We start from the raw sequence: 19,713 nt of genomic DNA on the forward strand, positions 1-19,713 counted from the left end.
GTCAGATAGTAAAATATGTAGGGTGATTCCAGCTATTTCGTTTCGTGTCCGAGTTGCGTAGCGCAAAATGAAGTCAACCCCTCAAACTCCTAATCGTTTACAAAATCTATGTGACGAACACATAGGAAAAGTTTCTGATAAATGGGAATCTTATATTGATATTTATGATGAACTATTTCAAGAGATTTATGGTTCTGTAGAATCCATTTTAGAAATAGGTATTCAAAATGGTGGATCTTTGGAAATTTGGAGTTCTTATTTCCCAGTTGCGAGAAAAATATTTGGAATAGATATTAATCCTAAGTGCAAATTATTGAAGTTTAAAGATGAAAGAATTAAAGTATTTGTTGGAGATGCAAATACGCGTGAAATGGTGAATATGATTTCGGAAGGAAGCACTTTTTTTGATATTATTATTGATGATGGATCTCACGTAAGTTCCGATATTATTCGTACCTTTGCATTATATTTTCCGAAATTAAAATCCGGAGGAACTTATATAATTGAGGATCTCCATGCAAGTTACTGGGAATCCCATCAAGGAGCCCTGAATTATAATTTCTCATCTATTGAATTCCTAAAAAAATTAGTTGATGTTGTTAATTTTAGTCATTGGGGGACAGATATGTCGCCTAGCGAAATATTGCAATCATTTATTAATCTTTACAACTTAGATCTTGAACCTGATTTATTGTTAAGTATCGGGAGTGTGTATTTTCAAGATTCTATTTGCGTCATTACAAAATCATCTCCTGCCGAGAACCCTCTCGGCGTTCGCAGGATTTTCGGCAAAGATGCCTCTATAGATGATTCTGTAATTTCATTCAATCATTCAACCAGTGCAACCCCCACGCAATATACAAACTCACTTTTTAATTTATTTGTAGATGATGAACTCATTTTAAAATTTGCCCAGAATACTGCTGAATTGACTACAAAAATTGAAAACATAGAGGATGAATTACGGGTAATAAAATCATCGGCCTCTTGGCGTTATACTAAGAAGTTACGCCAAATTAGATATTTAATGTCTAAATTTTCTCAGAAAAAGTGATTCTTAATTATTGAAAACTTTCTTAGTCCAACCGCACAACACCACTTGGCGTCATAACGTGCACGGCAACAATTCCAGAATCCCCGTCATTCGCCGAAGCAGAAACCCATTCAACTTCAACGTCTGATCCAATAGCCGCATGAAGCTCTGAACCAAGCCATTCCTCAATTCGAGATTCATCGCCAGCAATTTCAACTTTAACAATCTTTGCAATTGCTTTTCCATCTGTTGATGGGTGATCAAGTGAAAGCCATTCAATAAAGAATGGGAGTTGCTTGTCTTCTAAAGTTCCAAGAACGCCAATTTGCTTCCACGCTAAATCTTTTCCATCTGGCTTTGTACGGTGACCATCTACGGCTGCGCGGCCTAGGCGCTTTTCAATCTTTGAAACATCATCAACTGCAACTACCCATGTAAGCCAACCGCCACCTTCTGCAGCGCGCTGTGAAACTGCTTTACCAAAAGGAGTTGAATCAGATGAAGGATGATCAAGTGGGCAAACAACTTCTAGATAGTGACCATTTTGTAATGGAAGCGTGAAGTTACGTGTGCCAAAACGTGGATGAATACCGCCATCAACAAATGTGCTGCCAAGGCGAGCGCCAAGGCGTTGAACGGTGTCGGCTAGTTGATCATGGGAAGTGACATATGAGACATGGTCTAAGCGCATGGGTAAATCTAACCCTATGAAAAGGGGTGCTTTTTACCATTTAGCGTGCGTGAAACAAGAGTTACAGAGCGGTACTGAGGTCACATTTCAGGTCCGTGGCAGGGATATTGCCGGTGATGAAATAAGTATCGACTGACTTGTCAACGCAAGCTGATCCTCGGCCGTGACCGGTGTGGCCATCGCCGTCCAGAGTAATAAGTCGTGAATTTGTAATCAGCTTGTGCAGTGCAACCGCCCATGAATATGGCGTAGCAGGATCACGGAGTGTGCCGATAACAATGATTGGAGTTGTCTTTACCTGCTTAATCTTTATCGGTTGCTTAATGCCCTTGAAGTACTTGCAAGAAATCCCTGAGTACGCCAGATACGGACCAAATACAGGAGCTTGTTCTTTAAACATCTGCGCATCCTGCGCAATCTGTTCATTCGTTCTCGCATCGTTCCAATCCAAACAATCAATAACAAATCCCGAATCACCTTCATTACTCGGATAGGTTCCATTGAGTTGTCGGCCTGTGTATGCATCGGCAAGAGTAAGGAACATAAATCCGTTGCCTGTCTGTGCTTGCTTGAGTGCAATGCGCAGCATTGGCCAACCAGATTCGTTGTCATAGAGCGCCGACGCCGTACCAAGCACAACAAGTGATTCTGTCGCAATGCGCTTTGAACGAGTGGTCAGTGGTTTCTTTGCAACCGAATCAAACAAATCCGTGAAGTATTGCTTTGTCGCATCTTTTGGTAGTGGACAGGTATCTAGTTGCAAGCAATCCTGAATAAACGCATCCAGTGCATTGTCAAAACCAACTGCTTGTGTGAGCGATTGTTGTACTGGCGTTGCATCTGGATCTATCGCACCATCTAGAACGAGTCTGCCAACTTTGTCTGGAAAGAGTTGCGCATAAATAGTGCCCAGGTATGTGCCGTAAGACTTGCCGAGATAATTTAGTTTGTCATCGCCCAGCACTGCACGAATTACATCCATATCCCGTGCTGCGTTTTCTGTGCTGTATGCGGTTAAGTTCTTTGTATTTTTCTCACACTTAGCAACATAATCCTGTGCATCTTTAACTAATGATTCAAACTCTGCTGGATTATCTGGCTTTGAATCCGATGCGTAATTAGCATCTGTTTCATCATCTGTTAAGCAGCGAATAGGTGCACTACGCCCAACCCCGCGTGGATCAGAGCCCACGATGTCAAAGAGTGCCAGCAGCTGCGGGCTAACTATGTATTCAGCGCTATAGGCGTATTCCACACCGGAAGCACCAGGTCCCCCTGGGTTAACAAACATTGACCCAATGCGATCTTCTTTATTGCTTGCTTCGTGCTTAAGAACTGAAATCTTAAACGTTCCAAGTTTTATGTTTTCATAGTCAATCGGCACCAACACATCTGTGCACAGCATCGTGTCATAGCAGGTGCGCCACTTAATCCGTTGCTCTTGAAAATCCTGCAGCGTCTCTAGCTTTACCGGCTTCACTTGTTGAACACAGCCACTGAGCATCAGCGCAGCAATAGCGAGCGCGGTGATTAAACGAGTTCGCACATTAACGCTTCTATTGTCAGCAGCGGTGCTGCATTAAATCCCAGAGCCTTGCGAGCCTTCATAACCGCATCCAAACGCTGAATCGTCTTGTGTGTAGGAACAACACTTGCAATTGCGTTTATCTCTTGCGCCATTTCTAGATTAATCAGCGCATCAATGTGTCCTGACTGAACCATCATGATGTCGCGATATAACGTAGCAATATCAAGCAGGGCCGCATCGAGTGAATCTCTGACCATGCGGGTTGTGCGAGTCTTTTGTTCTTTCTCCAACTCCTTTAGCGCCTTTGATCCACCACTTGCCATTCCGCGTCCTGTGGCGCCTTTGCCGTATGCCTGTGCAAGTTCGTCCTGTTCTTTCTCATCGCGTATTTCTGCAGCAGCCTTTGCATCCTCTGTTGCAATATCAACAAGGCGCTGTGCGGCCTTAAATGCATCAGATACGTTATTGAGTTGTGTGACAGATTTTAAAATCTCTTTACGGTTGCTGCGCACATGTTCGTTTGTGGCAATGTATTTTGCGCGACCGATGTGTCCTTGGCTCACACGCGCTGCAAAGTCAGCCATTTGAGGTGATATGCCATCGCGCGATTGCAAAACAGCAGCAACATCTTTTGTGCTTGGCGTAACCAACTGCATGTGACGACAGCGTGAGCGAATAGTGGGCAAAACATCATGAAGTGTGGGAGCACAGAGCAACCAGACTGTGCGATTGCCAGGTTCTTCAATTGCTTTTAAAAGCGCATTAGCTGCTGATTCGGTTAACCGATCAGCATCTTCCATAACAACCACGCGCCATCCACCCATAGAAGGCGCCCATGCAACGCGTGTTAGTAATTCTCTTACTTCATCTATCTTGATAGACAGTCCTTCTGTGCGAATGATTTCAACATCTGGATGTCCGCCATTGGCCGCCGATAAACACGCGTTGCATGTGCCACAACCAAGATCAGGACAGATGAGAGCTTGTGCAAAGGCCACAGCAGCACTGGAGCGACCGCTGCCAGGTGGGCCTGTAAAGACCCACGCATGTGTCATCTCTTGTGTCTCTTCACCATTTTTTGCAGAGAGCACTGCGCCTTGTAACTTGGCAATCATGTGCTCTTGTCCAACGAGTGTGTCAAAGACGCTCATAGCTTTCTCGATGCGCGACGCTTCGTCTTTGTCTTTTTCTGCTTTTCAGAGTTGCGCTTAAGCGCTGGTAATTCACCAACTCGAGAAATAATCTGTTCATGGATGTCATCGATATCTTGCAGACCATCAACAATTAAGTAGCGCTCTGGGTCCATCGCAGCGATTTGTAAGAACTCGTTTCGCACACGCTCATGAAAAGCAAGTGGTTCTGCCTCCAGGCGGTCGCGGCTTTTTAGTCTGCCAAGACCAACATCTGCTGGCATATCAATAATGATTGTCAGTGTGGGAAAGAGTGATTCTGTGGCCCAACGTGAAATACGCGCCACTTCATTTGGTTGCAGCACGCGACCAGCCCCTTGATATGCAATGGATGAATCAAAGTAACGATCAGTGATAACAACGTCGCCGCGATCAAGTGCTGGACGAATAAGTGAGAAAACATGGTGCGCGCGATCGGCAGCGTAAAGCAACGCTTCAGCCCGTGGTGAGATTGCACCTGTTTCGTGTCCTAGCAAAATCTTGCGTAAGCCTTGTCCTAAATCTGTGCCGCCTGGTTCGCGTGAAAGAACAACTTCTTCGCCTTCTTTTTCTAGCCACTTCTTAAGTAATTTTGATTGCGTAGATTTCCCTGTGCCTTCTCCACCTTCGAAAGCAATGAATACACCTTGAACAGGAGCACCTGTAATTGAACCGAGTTCTCCTTTAAGCGCATTTGTTATATCTGACCACAAAGAAACATTGGGGCGATCTTTCATATGGTTATATGAAATAGAGCCGATGATTGCGGCCACGATGCCTGCTAGTAAAAATGTTATCTGTGCGCCGTTATAAGTTAACTCTGAGTTACGAAACTTATAAGTGTGCTGGCCAAAGGCTGCTGCAATAAGTGGCGAAATAGCAAGAACTGCAACGAGTGTGACCCGAATAAGTGATTGCACGAATGCAAATGTGCGACCCCGCACATCATCATGTACTTCCATGCCAAGCATGGTGAAGCCTGTGACCCAACAAAGACCTGAGAATGCACCGAGGAAAATAACTGTAATAACTGAAAGAACAAGGTTTGGAATCAGTGCAAGTAAGACAAGGAATAAGCCAGCAGTTGTTAGCGATGCTCCAAATAGTCGACGACGAGAGAATTGTGCAAAGACTTTTGGACCTGCTGCTATACCGAGTGCAAGGCCCGTAAAGACTGCGCCAAAGAGAACTCCGTATGCAGCTTCACCGCCACCTAGATCGCCCACAAAGGTGCGTGCAAGACCAATGACGGCCCCCGCTGCTGCGAATGCACCAACCATGCCAACAATAAGTCCACGAATGATCTTTGAACCAGAGACTGCTTTCCATCCTTGCAAGAGTGATTTAGCAACTCCTGCTTCTGTGCCCTTCTTATCTTCACTTGCTTGTGGAATCTCGTGTAATCCCCAAATTGTGTATGCAGCAAATGCAAAAGATGCAGCGTTTATATAGAGCGCAATATCAACTGCGTTGCCAGCAAAAGTTGGCAAGAACGCACCGATAGCGCTGCTAAAGAGTGCGAGGATAGAAAAGATAATCGCAGCAACAGGGGCGGTGCCATAGGCGGCTAATAATGAAACTTGATTAGCACTTTCTAATTTATTGCGTGGCACAAGATTGGGAACCGATGCATCTTTGGCAGGTGACCAAAAGAGCGTGATGCACTCGACCAAGATGGTTGCTGTGTAGAGCCAAAAGTAATTGTGAACGATTGGAATAGATATATAGAGCGCTGTGCGCAAGATGTCGCAGACAACCATAAGTTTGCGACGATCAAAGCGATCTGCAATAACTCCTGCAAGTGGTCCTAAGAATACTGACGGTAATAAACGCGCAATAAAAACACCTGCTATTGCAAAGTTTGCTTTTGCATAGCTATCACCAGAGAGTTGTTGAGCGAGTGCAGTCGTTGCAAGTAATCCAAGCCAATCACCAAGGGAAGAAAACACCATGGCGTTCCAAAGTTTGCGAAATGCGGGAATCGCTAAGACTCCACGCGTTTCATCCTGCGCCGGGGCAGCAGGTCTTGGAAGTGAGGACATGGGGACAATCCTATCTAAGGCTCAGACAGGGCTAATTGAGCCTATTTAATGCCTTTTGCTCTGTAGATATCACGGCGGTGCCCAATTTTAATTACTAATACTTCAAGCCGATTTTACTCAAAGGTGTAAATCACTCTGTAATCCCCGCTTCGAACACGATAGCCCTCACGGCCGCTGAGTTTTGTAGCTTTTGGCGGAAGTGGGTTCTCTGCAAGCAGCACAAAAACGCCTGCGATTCTTAATTGATCTTTCTTGGGAATCTTGTTTAGAGCTTTGACTGCAGAAGAAGAAATGTGAACTGTATAGCGAATCACGCAATACCTAAGTCGGCCTTCACTTGAGCCCAAGGAATCATCTTTGATTTACTTGCAATCGCTTTATCAAAGTCAGCGATATCTTCTAGTTCTTCCATTGAATCCAGAAACTTTTCAAAGAGCGAAGGGTTAATTAAAACCGCTACTGGCTTGCCATGCTTAAGTATTTGAACAGGCTTCTTTTGCGCATCTTCAACTGCTTCGCTGAAGTTCTCGCGGGCCTCTGTGACTGAAAGTTTTTCCATATTCAGATTGTACAATACTTATGCCTATTTGTACAAATCAAGAATCTTTCTTTTTAGCGGCTTTCTTCTTACCAGTTGCTTTGACTGTGTTCTTGGTCAGAGATGGCGCTTTAGCCTTTGGGCTCTTTGCTGCAGCCTTCTTACGTGACTTCTTTGGCGATGGACCGTTCTCTGCTTCCCACGCACGGCGACCAGCAAGTAATTCGAGTGCGCGATCAAGTGTGAGGGCTTCTAGAGTGTCACCGCGACGCAGCGTTGCATTTGTTTCACCGTCTGTTACATACATACCGAAGCGACCATCTTTGAGAATAACTTCTTTCTCTGTTGCAGGATCTTTCCCAAGTTCTTTTAGTGGTGGCTTAGCAACACCACGGCGACGCTCTTTTGGCTTTGAGTAAATCTCTAGGGCTTCATCCAATGAAATGGAGAACAGCTGATCTTCTGATGTGAGTGTGCGCGAATCAGCGCCAGCCTTTAAATAAGGGCCGTAGCGTCCGTTTTGCACAGTGATGTCATCACCGGCGCTATTAGTGCCCAGCACACGTGGCAATGAGAGCAATCTGATTGCATCTTCATATGTAACAGTATCTAGCGTCATTGTTGAAAGAAGGGATGCGGTCTTTGGCTTTGGCGCATCTGCTTTTTTGCGCTTTTTCTTAGCACCCTCTGGAGCAACTTCTACTGGGAAAACTTCTGTGATGTATGGACCAAAGCGACCGGACTTAGCAATGATCGGCAAGTTAGTAACAGGGTCCACACCGAGGTCGCGTTCACCTGATGGTTTTGCAAGAATTTCAATTGCAGCTTCCAGTGTTAATTCATCTGGCGCCATTGTCTCTGGAATGTTTGCAAGCTTGCGTGTTTCACCTTCGCCTTGTTGTAAATAGGCGCCATAGCGACCAACACGAATTTCGATATCTGGGGCTAAGCGCATTGTGTTTACTTCGCGCGCATCAATTGCACCCAAATCTGCTGATAATTCGTTAAGTCCTGGCTGGCCATCGTGACCATAGAAAAAATCTCGTAGCCAATCAACACGACCAGCTTCACCTGCTGCAATCTTGTCCAGATCTTCTTCCATGCTCGCTGTGAATTCGTAATCAACTAACTTAGTGAAGTGAGTCTCTAGTAATCCTGTGACAGAGAAGGCTAAGAAGGTTGGCACAAGAGCGCGACCGCGCTTATAAACATAACCGCGATCTTGAATTGTTTGAATAATTGATGCAAACGTTGAAGGACGACCGATGCCAAGTTCTTCCAACTTTTTCACAAGTGTTGGCTCTGTGTAACGAGCTGGTGGCTTTGTCTCATGGCCTTCGCAGTTGTATTCGTTGACCTTTACCGCTTGTCCGACTGTCATTGCAGGCAAGCGCTTATCTTCTGACTCTTCATCTGTTTTTTCTTCAACAATGTCGTCATAGGCGGCTAGAAATCCTGGGAAAGTAATTACCGATCCGTTAGCGCGGAAAATAGTTTCTTTCTTATCATTTGTCGTTGCATCAAAATCAACGCGCATCTGCATTTTCTTAGCATCAGCCATTTGCGAAGCCACAGTGCGCTTCCAAATAAGGTCATATAACGCGAATTCATCGCGCGATAGCTCTGGTGCTAGCTCGCCAGGTGTCTTAAAGGAATCTCCTGCAGGCCTAATCGCTTCGTGTGCTTCTTGTGCATTCTTTGATTTTCCTTGATACACACGTGGTGAATCAGCAACATGGTCTGCGCCGTATAAAGCTTTTGCAGAAGCACGAGCTGCGCTGATTGCTTGCTGGGATAAGTTAATTGAATCTGTACGCATGTATGTGATGTAACCATTTTCATACAGACGCTGCGCCACACGCATTGTGATTTGTGCGCCCCATCCAAGACGTGATCCGGCATCTTGCTGCAGAGTAGAAGTTGTAAATGGCGCCTTTGGTTTTTCCGTACGCGGGGATTCTTCCATTGACTTAACAGTCAGCGGTGTTCCTTTAAGGGACTCAACAAGTGAACGTGCTGCCGTTTCGTCCAGCAGTAAAATATTTGCAAGTGATTTTTCTTTCACTGCGCCATCTGCGCCAAAGTCAGCAGTTGCAGCAACTTTCTTGCCATCGACAGTGAGCAAGCGCGCGGTGAAACCAAGATCTGTTTGTGCGTTTAGGTCCCACCAAGCAGATGAAATAAAAGCCATGCGTTCACGTTCTTTTTCAACAATCAGACGAGTAGCAACTGATTGCACGCGCCCTGCAGAAATACGTGGCATAACTTTTTTCCACAAAACAGGTGAGAGTCTGTATCCATATAAACGATCGAGCACACGACGTGTTTCTTGAGCATCGATCAGGTGATAATCCAGGTCTCGCGTGTTCTCTACAGCAGCTTGAATCGCCTCTTTTGTAATTTCATTAAAGACCATTCGCTTAATGGGAATCTTTGGTTGTAAGACTTCAACTAAATGCCAGGCGATTGCTTCGCCCTCGCGGTCTTCATCCGTTGCCAGTAATAACTCGTCGGCGCCTTTCATTAACTCTTTGAGTTCGGCAACCTTCGCTTTTTTATCTGGGTTAATGACATAGAGCGGCGCGAAATCATTTTCGATATCTACGCCCTCTTTTGCCCACGCAATCTTTTTGTATTCCTTAGGAATATCAGCGGCTCTCTGAGGTAAGTCACGAATATGGCCGACGCTAGCCTCGACGATGTATTCATCGCCGAGGTAGCCGCCAATTTTGCGTGCTTTAGCTGGTGATTCAACAATCACCAGCTTTTTCAGTTCTTTAGCCATGAAGTCCTAACAACGGGGGAAGTGGACGGTTTTTAGTACTCGATCGACGTTGATTGACGACGGTTGCGCACAAGAGCGGCAACAATAATCAACGTTGCAACAACACCGATTAAAGTGTTGATGTTTGAGTTTCCACCGAGTGCGAATGAAACGATTGCTGGTGTAACAAGTAGACCAACAAGGTTCATCACCTTAATAAGTGGGTTAATCGCAGGACCTGCAGTGTCTTTAAATGGATCTCCGACAGTGTCGCCAACGATTGTTGCGGTGTGGGCATCTGATCCCTTGCCACCGTAATTTCCATCTTCAACCATCTTCTTTGCGTTATCCCACGCACCGCCAGAGTTTGAAAGAAATACTGCCATCAGTGTTCCGGTGCCGATTGCACCAGCGAGGTATGCACCGAGTGCGCCAACTCCAAGACCGAAGCCAACTGCAATTGGTGCCATCACTGCTAGCAATCCTGGTGTTACAAGTTCGCGCAGTGAATCGCGTGTACAGATGTCTACAACGCGGCCATACTCTGGCTTTTCAGTGCCTTTCATGATTCCAGGATGTAACTTAAATTGATTACGGACTTCCATAACCACAGCTCCTGCAGCGCGTGATACCGCGTTGACTGCAAGACCTGAGAAGAGGAATACAACGGCTGCGCCGATAATCAAACCAACAAGGTTGCGTGGATTAGCAACATCTAGCACGCCTTGATATTCAAGACCGAGGTTTGCAGCCTCTTGTCCTGCATCTTTAACCGCTTGTTTGATTGCATCTGTAAATGCACCAAAGAGAGCAGTGGCTGCAAGAACAGCAGTTGCGATTGCAATTCCTTTAGTGATCGCCTTTGTTGTGTTACCAACAGCGTCAAGGGATGTAAGAATCTGTGCGCCTTCGCCCTTAACATCGCCAGACATTTCTGCAATGCCTTGTGCGTTATCTGAAATTGGTCCGAAGGTATCCATTGCAACGATGACACCAACTGTGGTCAAAAGACCAGTACCAGCTAATGCGATTGCAAGCAGGGATAGAACAATGGAGCCGCCACCGAGTGCGAAAGCACCAAAGACAGCGGTAGCAATAAGAATTGCGCTGTATACAGCTGATTCAAAACCAACTGCAATACCAGCCAAAATCACTGTTGCAGCACCTGTTTGTGAAGAAGCGGCAACATCATTAACTGGACGCTTACCAACTTCTGTAAAGAAGCCGGTCAGAACCTGAATTGCTGCAGCTAGTGCGATACCAATTAGTACTGCGCCATATGCAAGAACGCGTGGGTTTATGTTTCCAGCAGATTCAATTGCTTCTTGTGATAGTCCAGTGAGTAACTTAAAGTCAGATGGTAGGTAAGTAAATGTTGCAAGTCCTGTGAGAACTGCAGAGATCAGAGCAGATATGAAGAAGGAACGATTAATTGCTTGCATCGCATTCTTATCTGTTGGACGAAGACGGGTAAGGAAAATACCGATTACCGCAGTAATGGTTCCGATTGCAGGAACGATCAGTGGATAGATAAGTCCGGCATCTCCTAGTGCTGCTTTACCAAGAATCAACGCTGCAACAAGAGTCACTGCATAAGACTCGAACAAGTCAGCTGCCATACCAGCGCAGTCACCGACGTTATCTCCCACGTTATCTGCAATTGTTGCAGCGTTACGTGGGTCATCTTCTGGAATATTCTTTTCAACTTTACCCACAAGGTCTGCGCCAACATCTGCAGCCTTTGTGAAGATACCGCCACCCACGCGCATAAACATCGCGAGCATTGCAGCGCCAAAACCAAATCCTTCAAGAACCGCTGGTGCGTTTTCGCGGTAGATGATTACAACAAGGGATGCGCCAACTAGTCCAAGACCAACAGTTGTCATACCAACTACGCCGCCGGTACGAAATGCGATCTGTACTGCCTTTTCGCCATTTTTATTACGGGCTGCTTCTGCAACGCGAACATTTGCGCGCACAGCAAGCCACATGCCGTTATAGCCAACCAGTGCTGAGAAACCTGCACCGAGTAAGAAAAAGATTGAACGTCCAATACGGATATCCATATCTCCTGGCAGTGCGAAGAGAAGAACAAAAACAATTCCTACAAAGTATGAAAGTGTTCGGAACTGGCGCGCGAGATATGCGGCGGCGCCTTCCTGAACTGCTTCTGCGATTTCACGCATTTTGGCTGTGCCATCGCTCTGCGCCAAAACTTGGGCGCGAAGTGCCCAGGCGATGCCCAGGGCGATCAATGAAATTGCTAGAACGGCGTAGACGTAGTTCAGGTTTGAGCCTTCTACGGTCACTAGTGATTGGGAGCTGGCAGCTCGCATGTTGTCTCCTCCAGGAGCAATAGGGCCCGATTGGCCCACAAAGTTGTAGCAGTCTACGCACACCGCCCCTGAAAAACGCAAATACACCTATCTATTAGGTATCCCAATAGGCTTAACTCATGAACTTATCCACCCTCTTTGATGCCCACTCAATTGTTGGAGATCTTGGATTAGTCGGAGTTCTAGCCATCATCTTCGCCGAAACAGCTCTGCTGATCGGCCTGGCATTTCCCGGAGACTCACTACTTTTCATTGCCGGTGTCGCCGCATCTGGTTCGGGTGCAGCGATTTTGGGAGGCGCAGCCCTTGATCCAGTGGCGCTCTTTATCGGTGCGCCGATTGCAGCGATTCTTGGAGCTCAAGTTGGACATATTTTTGGCGCGACCTATGGTCGTAAATTATTTGATCGACCAGATGGACGCTTTTTTAGTCGCAAGAGAGTAATTGCCACAGAAAAATGGCTACGTAAATACGGCACAGGACGGGCAATCATCTTGGCTCGCTTTGTTCCATTCGTAAGAACGTTGATTAACCCACTCTGTGGAATTGTAAAGATTCCAGCACGAACATTTTTTGTCTGGAACTTTATTGGCGGAATTATCTGGACACAATCCGTGATTTTCTTAGGTTACATCCTGGGAGAAAAACTAGAGGGCTCAGTTGATAAATACATCTTGCCAATTGTTGGCTTAATCGTCGTTCTATCTTTAATTCCTGTCGTAATCGAAATCTTCCGCGAGCGACAGACCAAAAAACACCACAGCTAATCTATAGACCTAGATCTGCTAATTGAAACGCAGCGCGGTATTCATATCCGGCTTCTTTAATCTTTGGTTCTGCGCCACGCTCAACAATTACTGCGATACCAACAACAATTGCGCCAGCTTCTATGAGTGCTTCAACTGCGGTTAGAACTGAACCACCAGTTGTTGATGTGTCTTCAACTGCTAAAACTCTTTTGCCAACAACATCTGGTCCTTCAATGCGTCGTTGTAATCCATGTGCTTTTTCTGCCTTGCGCACAACAAATGAGTCAAGCTTTCTTCCTTGCTGGGCTGCAACGTGCATCATCGCTGTTGCGACGGGGTCTGCGCCTAACGTAAGACCACCAACTGCTTCGTAATCTAAATCTTTTGTTAAATCCAGCATTACTTGACCAACAAGTGGCGCTGCAACAGAGTCCAGTGTCACGCGACGAAGATCTACGTAGTAGTCAGCTTCTTTTCCTGAAGATAAAATCACTTTGCCGTGCACAACGGCTTTCGTAATTATCTGTTCTCGGAGAGTTTCCTGTGGATTCATGTTCACACCCTATATCTCCATCTATTGCCACTTACTCTGCACTCATGGATAGCACGCGCCTTGTAACAGCCCGCCTTTATCAGCGCTTCGGATTTGGTCCGAAACCTGGTGAGTTTTCGGCAGCTCTGCGGGCTGGTAACACTGCTACACGAACAAATTTATTGACGGTGCCTTCATTTGATAACGGAGCACAACGTGTTGCCGAACCAGTATTAACAGATTTAGGAAAACGTCCCGAACCTAATGATCCACAGCAACAAATTTTTGGTGCACAGATGCGCGAACAAAGTAAAGCCTTAGCGGTTTGGTGGCTCGATCGAATGGCCTTAAGTGATCACGCACTAACAGAGCGAATGACGTGGTTCTGGCACGGGCACTGGGCAACTGCAATTGATAAATTAAATTATGCACTACCTATGTATATGCAAAATCAAACACTGCGTAAACACGCCCTTGGAAATTTTAGAGATCAATCACTTGCCATGATCAATGATGGCGCTTTACAAATTTGGCTAGACGGACAAGAAAACACCGTACGGGCACCGAATGAAAATCTTGGACGCGAACTAATGGAGCTGTTTATTCTGGGTGTAAATCGTTATACCGAAAGCGATGTAAAAGAAATGGCTAGAGCGCTCACTGGCTTTCAAGTCGTGCGCAGTAATGGAACTGTGACATTTAATCCACGTAGATATGATCCCAATCCAAAAACTATTTTAGGTAAGACAATTGCCTACGATGCAACCAGTGCGACCAACCACCTTGTAGATCAAGCTGCTTGCCAATTATTTATCAGCGAACGCCTCTGGTACAGATTTATTTCTAGTCAAAATCCCCTGCCAGATCAATCCAGCATTCAAAGTGCTTTTAGCCAGCGCAGTATTTCTGCAGCTGTCAGTGCACTTGCAGATTTTGAATACCTCTCAGATACACGGTATTCACAGGTTAAATCCCCTGTTGAATGGTTTATCTCTTCGTGCCGAGCACTCTCAATTACACCTTCTCAATTAACGAATCCAAATAATCTTTTAAATTATTTAAACAATTTGTCACAAGTGCCTTTTAGCCCCCCAAATGTTGGTGGCTGGCCAACTGATGAAGCCTGGCTTTCATCTGCGAGTGCTCAATTTAGATTTGCTTTTGCGCAGTGGTTTATTAAACAAGGTGACATCTCTCCAATTTCTAATCTTGCGCGCAAAGATCGCGTAGCAGCAATTGCCGATTGGTTAGGTATCGCTGAACTAAGCGATCGAACAACAACTGCTTTGCAGGGCGCTGATAACGATCCAAAACGGTTAATCCTTCTGGCTTTATGTAGCCCTGAATACATCGTGAGCGCATAGGAGATGTCATGGACACAATAAGCCGACGTAAATTTCTAACCCTCACCAGTGGAGCAGCCATTGGTGCAATGGTGCCGCTGCTATCCCTGCAAGATATTGCCCAAGCAGCCATCGACCGACCTTTGCCTGCAAACACACCAATCTTGGTTGCCATCACTCTCTATGGTGGAAACGATGGATTAAACACATTGATTCCATATTCAGATTCACTCTACTTCTCATCTCGCCCAGATATTTCATATCCTGCTGAAAAATTATTGCAACTAGATTCATCTCTTGCACTTAACCCATCAATGGGTGGAATAAAAACTTTATGGGATGAAAAGAAAGTTGCCATCATCCGCGGAGTCGGTTATCCAAAACCTGATCGTTCTCACTTTTCTTCAATGGCTAAGTGGCAAACGGGTAATCCTTTAACCCACATAAGCACTGGCTGGTTGGGACGTTGGATTGATACACAACCTACTGATCCAATGCTTGCAATTAGTTTGGGTTCTGTCTTGCCACCACTTCTAGCCGGTGCAAAGAAATCTGGGTCAGCACTACCACTTGGTGGATTAATCATTCCTTCTGGTCAATTGGCCATGGATTGTGCGCAACTCAGTGCGCCATCTTCTAACGACTCCAAGTTGATGGCACTTGCCGCAAGCACAATGAAGAATCTATTTAATATCTCTGATTCAATCACGCCAGTTCTTAAGAAAAATGTTCCTGGCAGTCCAGTTGAGCTGCCAACCATTAATGGTGGCAATGCTGGAGGAGATACCAACTTAAGCCAGCAATTAGATATTGTCGCAAAATTAATTGATGCCGGTGCGCCTACTCGCGTGTGGTCGGTTTCTCTTGGCGGATTTGATACACACGCCAATGAAGCCAATGCACAGGCCGCACTTCTCGGAGTTGTCTCTGATTCGATTTCACGATTTATGACACAACTTAAGAGCACAACTCGATCACGAGATGTTGTTGTCATGGTTTACAGCGAATTTGGTCGACGTGTAGTTGGCAACGCATCTCAAGGCACAGACCACGGATCCTCTGGCCCTGTCTTTGTTATCGGAGACAAAATAAATGGTGGCTTCTATGGCGATCAACCATCGTTATCAAAACTTATAGATGGTGACCTAGCTGTCACAACTGATTTTAGAAGTATCTATGCAACTATCTTAGAAAAGGTTTTAAAGACTCCACCTGAGAAAATTCTTAATGGTTATAAAAAGAAAGTTCCTTTTTATAAAGCTGTTTAACTCTCTTCTTTATAGACAATAACTGGGTTTTTACGGCGTATTGCAAGTCCTTTAGGAGGGTTCTCCTTCAGCAACGCATCTACTTCCACACGAAGGTGGGCAACTTCAATTGCCATGTTCGCCATTGCAGATTCCAATTCAATGATGCGTTTAATGCCAGCATGGTTAATGCCTTCGCCAATAAGTCTTTGCACGGTGCGAAGAGATGCAATATTTTGCAATGAATATCTGCGACCACGACCACTTGCGCGCTCAGGGGAAACCAATCCCATGCGATCGTATTGGCGAAGTGTTTGTGGATGTAAACCAGATAGTTCAGCAGCTATTGAGATGACATAGAGCGCTGCGTCATCACCCGGTTGTGTTGTTTTTTCTTCGCTCATTGTGATGCCTTAGCGATAAATTCAGCGCGCACATCTTCATGTGCTGTGGCTTCTGCAAATGCTTTCAGCGCTTCTTCTGCTTTACCTTCTGTGTGACGTGGTACTTGCACTTCAACTGTCACAAGTAAATCTCCTGTTGTGCCATTTTTTGATATCCCGCGACCTTTAACGCGAAGCACTCGACCATTAGATGTTCCAGGTGCAAGGCGCACGGTCACATCATCGCCAGCAATTGTTGGTACTTTAATATCTGCACCAAGGGCTGCTTCAGTAAATGTCACAGGCAACGTCATAGTGATGTGTTCGCCTTTGCGTGAAAAAATAGGGTGTGGCTTTACGTGAAGCAAAATAAACAAATCTCCAGGACCTGCTTCACCATTAGCGCCTTTCCCTTTAACGCGAATCTTTGCTCCATCGTTTACTCCTGCAGGAACGCGCGCAGTAATGTTTTGTGCAGGGGTTCCATCTATAGAAAGGCGAAGTTCTAGCGTTGTGCCAAATACTGATTCGCGAAATGAAATCTTTGATTCGGTCTGTAGATCTTGTCCTTTACGCGGTCCACGTCGTCCGCCACCAAATAGATTTGCGAAGATATCTTGCGGATTGCCGCCGCCGAACATGTCACCGAAATCTCCGCCTTGAAAATTTTGTCCGCCAGTTGGCGCGCGAAAGCCACCGCGTTCAAATAGTGAACGTGCTTCGTCATATTCATTCTTTTTTTTAACATCGGATAAAATGTCATAAGCCTCAGAAACAGCCTTGAACTCTTCTTCTCTTTTTGCATCGCCCTTTGTCTTATCTGGGTGTAGTTCACGCGCAAGAGTGCGGTATTTCTTCTTTATTTCATCAGGGGTCGCCGACTTTGATACGCCCAGGATCTTATAAAAATCCTTTTCGTATAAATCTTTAGCGGCCACTTTTTTTCTCTTAGCTCTCTGGATCTGTCACTGTTACGCGAGCAGGACGCAAGATGCGCTCTTTGAATCTATATCCTGGTTGCAAAATCTTTGAGGCAGTTGGCACAGCAACATCTGCTGATGTGTCATGCATTAGCGCTTCGTGAATATTTGGATCAAAGGCTTCGCCTTCGGTGCCGTATTTTTCTAATCCGATGCGCGCTGTGACTGTGTTGATTTGATCAGCAACAGCCTTGAAGCCACCACTTAATTCGCCATGTGATTCTGCGCGATCAATATCATCAAGGACAGAGAGAAACTCTGCGAGTACAGAACCAATTGCAAGTTCGTGCGCAAGGGCTCGATCGCGTTCTACGCGTTTTTTGTAATTTGCATACTCTGCTTGTAAGCGTTGTAAATCAGATGTAAGGGCTGCAACCGGATCAATCTCTTGATCCGGTGCAGCCTCTGTTACAACTTCTTCAACGCTAACGTCTTCAGACATTACGCTTCTTCGACGATCTCTGCGTCTTCAACGCCATCTTCGGCTTGTGCACCAGGTGTGCCTTGCGCAGCGTTTGCTGCGTAAAGCGCGGCGCCGAGTGCTTGGCTAAGAGTTGAAACTTTCTCCGTTGCAGTTTTGATCATCTCAAAGTTGGCACCACCGAGTGCTGTCTTTAGTTCAACAAGTGCTGACTCAGTTTCAGTTTTCTTCTCAAGTGATTCACCTTCTGTGAACTTATCAGCGTTATCTGCCAAGAACTTTTCAGTTTGGTAGACAAGTGAATCTCCAGTGTTACGGATTTCTGCTTCTTCTTTACGCTGGCGATCTTCTTCAGCGTGTGATTCGGCGTCTGCCATCATGCGTTCGATTTCATCTTTGGAGAGTGCAGAGCCACCTGTAATAGTCATGCTCTGTTCTTTTCCAGTTCCGAGATCTTTTGCAGATACGTGAACAATTCCGTTTGCATCGATATCAAATGTCACTTCGATTTGTGGAATTCCACGTGGTGCAGGTGGAAGACCTGTTAATTCGAACATGCCTAGCTTCTTGTTATAAGCAGCCATTTCACGCTCGCCTTGATAGGCCTGGATCTGTACCGCTGGCTGATTGTCATCTGCCGTTGTAAAGATTTCACTGCGCTTTGTAGGAATAGTTGTGTTGCGCTCGATCAAGCGTGTCATCACGCCACCCTTGGTTTCGATACCAAGTGAGAGTGGTGTTACATCTAGTAGAAGTACATCTTTAACTTCTCCCTTTAAAACACCAGCTTGTAGGGATGCGCCAACTGCAACAACTTCATCAGGGTTTACGCCCTTATTTGGTTCTTTCCCGCCAGTTAATTCGCGGACAAGATCGACAACTGCTGGCATACGAGTTGAACCGCCAACTAGTACAACGCTTTGAATGTTTGCAATAGGAATTCCAGCATCTTTTAGAACTGCTTGGAAAGGCTTCTTGCAACGCTCGAGAAGAGCTGCGGTGAGTTTCTGGAAATCAGCGCGTGTGATTGTCTCATCCATAAACAACGGATTCTTTTCAGCATCGACTGTGATGTATGGAAGATTAATGGATGCGCTCTGTGATGATGAAAGTTCGATCTTTGCTTTTTCAGCAGCTTCGCGAACGCGCTGCATCGCCATCTTGTCTTTAGTTAAATCAATTCCGTTTTTGGAACCAAATGTTGTAACCAAGTGATCAACGAGTGCTTGATCCCAGTCATCACCGCCAAGGTTGTTATCGCCATTGGTTGCTTTAACTTCAACAACTCCATCGCCGATTTCTAGTAGTGAAACATCAAATGTTCCGCCACCGAGGTCGAATACAAGAATGGTCTGTTCTTTATCAGCCTTGTCTAAACCGTATGCGAGCGCAGCAGCTGTTGGTTCGTTAATGATGCGAAGCACATTAAGACCAGCAATTTCGCCAGCTTCTTTTGTTGCTTGACGTTGTGCGTCATTGAAGTATGCAGGCACTGTGATAACTGCGTCCGTCACCGTTTCACCAAGGTATGCCTCGGCATCACGCTTTAACTTTTGAAGCACACGTGCAGAAATTTCTTGTGGTGTGTACTTCTTGCCATCGATATCGATGTTCCATGAAGTACCCATGTGGCGCTTTACTGAACGAATTGTTCGGTCCACATTTGTTACTGACTGACGCTTGGCGACCTCACCGACGAGGACTTCGCCGTTCTTTGCGAATGCGACGATCGATGGGGTTGTGCGGGCGCCTTCAGCATTAGCGATGACGGTGGGTTCGCCACCTTCAAGGACTGAAACGCAGCTATTTGTCGTTCCGAGGTCAATTCCAACTGCTCTAGCCATCTTTTTACTGCTCCTTTTATAGTTTCTTCTTTAAACCTGAGTCGAACTATACCTAAAAGGTTGAGTCGATGCGACTCAGGTTTCTCACTCTGGATAACAGGGCATCCGCCCGA

General features: G+C 45.7%; 17 protein-coding genes. 4 read left to right on the forward strand and 13 right to left on the reverse strand.

Translation table 11 applies throughout. The annotated features are described in order from the left end of the window. Positions 1 to 67 precede the first annotated feature (67 nt). On the forward strand, positions 68 to 1,054 hold the full coding sequence (locus PHILAsVB114_RS06685; protein WP_204246794.1) for a class I SAM-dependent methyltransferase: 987 nt from the start codon (positions 68 to 70) through the stop codon (positions 1,052 to 1,054). Between the two features lie 22 nt (positions 1,055 to 1,076). On the opposite strand, the gene PHILAsVB114_RS06690 is transcribed toward PHILAsVB114_RS06685, so the two are convergent. From PHILAsVB114_RS06690 to PHILAsVB114_RS06725, 8 genes are all read right to left on the reverse strand, one after another. Beyond that, a complete protein-coding gene (locus tag PHILAsVB114_RS06690; protein WP_095698585.1) occupies positions 1,077 to 1,724 on the reverse strand; it encodes a VOC family protein in 648 nt (215 codons plus the stop codon). A 61-nt stretch (positions 1,725 to 1,785) separates the two neighbouring features. Further along, positions 1,786 to 3,270, reverse strand: a complete 1,485-nt coding sequence (locus PHILAsVB114_RS06695) for an alpha/beta hydrolase (protein WP_095698586.1) — start codon at positions 3,268 to 3,270, stop codon at positions 1,786 to 1,788. Beyond that, complete coding sequence (locus tag PHILAsVB114_RS06700) at positions 3,255 to 4,403, reverse strand: DNA polymerase III subunit delta' (RefSeq protein WP_095698587.1); 1,149 nt, start codon at positions 4,401 to 4,403, stop codon at positions 3,255 to 3,257. Before PHILAsVB114_RS06700 ends, PHILAsVB114_RS06695 begins: the two co-directional genes overlap by 16 nt. Next, positions 4,400 to 6,463, reverse strand: a complete 2,064-nt coding sequence (tmk, locus tag PHILAsVB114_RS06705) for a dTMP kinase (protein ID WP_095698588.1) — start codon at positions 6,461 to 6,463, stop codon at positions 4,400 to 4,402. Before tmk ends, PHILAsVB114_RS06700 begins: the two co-directional genes overlap by 4 nt. Before the next feature lie 113 nt (positions 6,464 to 6,576). After that, positions 6,577 to 6,777, reverse strand: a complete 201-nt coding sequence (locus tag PHILAsVB114_RS06710) for a type II toxin-antitoxin system RelE family toxin (protein ID WP_204246795.1) — start codon at positions 6,775 to 6,777, stop codon at positions 6,577 to 6,579. Beyond that, positions 6,774 to 7,022, reverse strand: coding sequence for a type II toxin-antitoxin system Phd/YefM family antitoxin (locus PHILAsVB114_RS06715; protein WP_095698589.1), 249 nt, complete (start codon positions 7,020 to 7,022; stop codon positions 6,774 to 6,776). The genes PHILAsVB114_RS06710 and PHILAsVB114_RS06715 overlap by 4 nt, the downstream gene beginning before the upstream one ends. Before the next feature lie 37 nt (positions 7,023 to 7,059). Beyond that, positions 7,060 to 9,786, reverse strand: coding sequence for a type I DNA topoisomerase (gene topA / locus PHILAsVB114_RS06720; protein ID WP_095698590.1), 2,727 nt, complete (start codon positions 9,784 to 9,786; stop codon positions 7,060 to 7,062). 32 nt (positions 9,787 to 9,818) lie between these two features. After that, positions 9,819 to 12,101, reverse strand: a complete 2,283-nt coding sequence (locus tag PHILAsVB114_RS06725; protein ID WP_095698591.1) for a sodium-translocating pyrophosphatase — start codon at positions 12,099 to 12,101, stop codon at positions 9,819 to 9,821. Positions 12,102 to 12,220: 119 nt separating this feature from the next. On the opposite strand from PHILAsVB114_RS06725, the gene PHILAsVB114_RS06730 reads away from it, so the two are divergent. Further along, the gene (locus PHILAsVB114_RS06730; RefSeq protein WP_095698592.1) at positions 12,221 to 12,868 is read left to right on the forward strand and encodes a DedA family protein; all 648 of its coding nucleotides are present in this window, start codon (positions 12,221 to 12,223) and stop codon (positions 12,866 to 12,868) included. A gap of 1 nt (position 12,869) precedes the next feature. On the opposite strand, the gene pyrE is transcribed toward PHILAsVB114_RS06730, so the two are convergent. Then, entirely contained in the window at positions 12,870 to 13,403 is a 534-nt protein-coding gene (pyrE, locus tag PHILAsVB114_RS06735) for an orotate phosphoribosyltransferase (RefSeq protein ID WP_095698593.1), read from the reverse strand. Between the two features lie 44 nt (positions 13,404 to 13,447). Here pyrE and PHILAsVB114_RS06740 point away from each other — a divergent pair, with 44 nt between their 5' ends. After that, complete coding sequence (locus tag PHILAsVB114_RS06740) at positions 13,448 to 14,746, forward strand: DUF1800 domain-containing protein (RefSeq protein ID WP_095698594.1); 1,299 nt, start codon at positions 13,448 to 13,450, stop codon at positions 14,744 to 14,746. Between the two features lie 8 nt (positions 14,747 to 14,754). Then, complete coding sequence (locus tag PHILAsVB114_RS06745; RefSeq protein ID WP_095698595.1) at positions 14,755 to 15,993, forward strand: DUF1501 domain-containing protein; 1,239 nt, start codon at positions 14,755 to 14,757, stop codon at positions 15,991 to 15,993. Here PHILAsVB114_RS06745 and PHILAsVB114_RS06750 read toward each other — a convergent pair. From PHILAsVB114_RS06750 to dnaK, 4 genes are read right to left on the reverse strand one after another with little or no spacing between them, the layout of a single operon-like run. Then, a complete protein-coding gene (locus PHILAsVB114_RS06750; protein WP_095698596.1) occupies positions 15,990 to 16,376 on the reverse strand; it encodes a heat shock protein transcriptional repressor HspR in 387 nt (128 codons plus the stop codon). The two genes, PHILAsVB114_RS06745 and PHILAsVB114_RS06750, sit on opposite strands and share 4 nt — an antisense overlap. Next, on the reverse strand, positions 16,373 to 17,293 hold the full coding sequence (locus PHILAsVB114_RS06755) for a DnaJ C-terminal domain-containing protein (RefSeq protein ID WP_095698597.1): 921 nt from the start codon (positions 17,291 to 17,293) through the stop codon (positions 16,373 to 16,375). The genes PHILAsVB114_RS06750 and PHILAsVB114_RS06755 overlap by 4 nt, the downstream gene beginning before the upstream one ends. A 10-nt stretch (positions 17,294 to 17,303) precedes the next feature. Continuing rightward, positions 17,304 to 17,777, reverse strand: a complete 474-nt coding sequence (gene grpE, locus PHILAsVB114_RS06760; protein ID WP_095698598.1) for a nucleotide exchange factor GrpE — start codon at positions 17,775 to 17,777, stop codon at positions 17,304 to 17,306. Beyond that, positions 17,777 to 19,600 carry a molecular chaperone DnaK gene (gene dnaK / locus PHILAsVB114_RS06765; protein ID WP_095698599.1) on the reverse strand — a complete coding sequence of 608 codons (1,824 nt, stop codon included), beginning with the start codon at positions 19,598 to 19,600 and terminating at the stop codon, positions 17,777 to 17,779. Before dnaK ends, grpE begins: the two co-directional genes overlap by 1 nt. Positions 19,601 to 19,713 lie beyond the last annotated feature (113 nt).

This window comes from Candidatus Planktophila limnetica, from assembly GCF_002288365.1.
Lineage (GTDB): Bacteria > Actinomycetota > Actinomycetes > Nanopelagicales > Nanopelagicaceae > Planktophila > Planktophila limnetica.

Coding starts and splice junctions, on each gene's coding strand:
- pyrE (WP_095698593.1), bottom strand. CDS start 13,403: ATGAATCCACAGGAAACTCTCCGAGAACAGATAATTACGAAAGCCGTT.
- dnaK (WP_095698599.1), bottom strand. CDS start 19,600: ATGGCTAGAGCAGTTGGAATTGACCTCGGAACGACAAATAGCTGCGTT.
- PHILAsVB114_RS06715 (WP_095698589.1), bottom strand. CDS start 7,022: ATGGAAAAACTTTCAGTCACAGAGGCCCGCGAGAACTTCAGCGAAGCA.
- topA (WP_095698590.1), bottom strand. CDS start 9,786: ATGGCTAAAGAACTGAAAAAGCTGGTGATTGTTGAATCACCAGCTAAA.
- grpE (WP_095698598.1), bottom strand. CDS start 17,777: ATGTCTGAAGACGTTAGCGTTGAAGAAGTTGTAACAGAGGCTGCACCG.
- PHILAsVB114_RS06745 (WP_095698595.1), top strand. CDS start 14,755: ATGGACACAATAAGCCGACGTAAATTTCTAACCCTCACCAGTGGAGCA.
- PHILAsVB114_RS06690 (WP_095698585.1), bottom strand. CDS start 1,724: ATGCGCTTAGACCATGTCTCATATGTCACTTCCCATGATCAACTAGCC.
- PHILAsVB114_RS06700 (WP_095698587.1), bottom strand. CDS start 4,403: ATGAGCGTCTTTGACACACTCGTTGGACAAGAGCACATGATTGCCAAG.
- PHILAsVB114_RS06740 (WP_095698594.1), top strand. CDS start 13,448: ATGGATAGCACGCGCCTTGTAACAGCCCGCCTTTATCAGCGCTTCGGA.
- PHILAsVB114_RS06750 (WP_095698596.1), bottom strand. CDS start 16,376: ATGAGCGAAGAAAAAACAACACAACCGGGTGATGACGCAGCGCTCTAT.
- PHILAsVB114_RS06685 (WP_204246794.1), top strand. CDS start 68: ATGAAGTCAACCCCTCAAACTCCTAATCGTTTACAAAATCTATGTGAC.
- PHILAsVB114_RS06730 (WP_095698592.1), top strand. CDS start 12,221: ATGAACTTATCCACCCTCTTTGATGCCCACTCAATTGTTGGAGATCTT.
- PHILAsVB114_RS06725 (WP_095698591.1), bottom strand. CDS start 12,101: ATGCGAGCTGCCAGCTCCCAATCACTAGTGACCGTAGAAGGCTCAAAC.
- tmk (WP_095698588.1), bottom strand. CDS start 6,463: ATGTCCTCACTTCCAAGACCTGCTGCCCCGGCGCAGGATGAAACGCGT.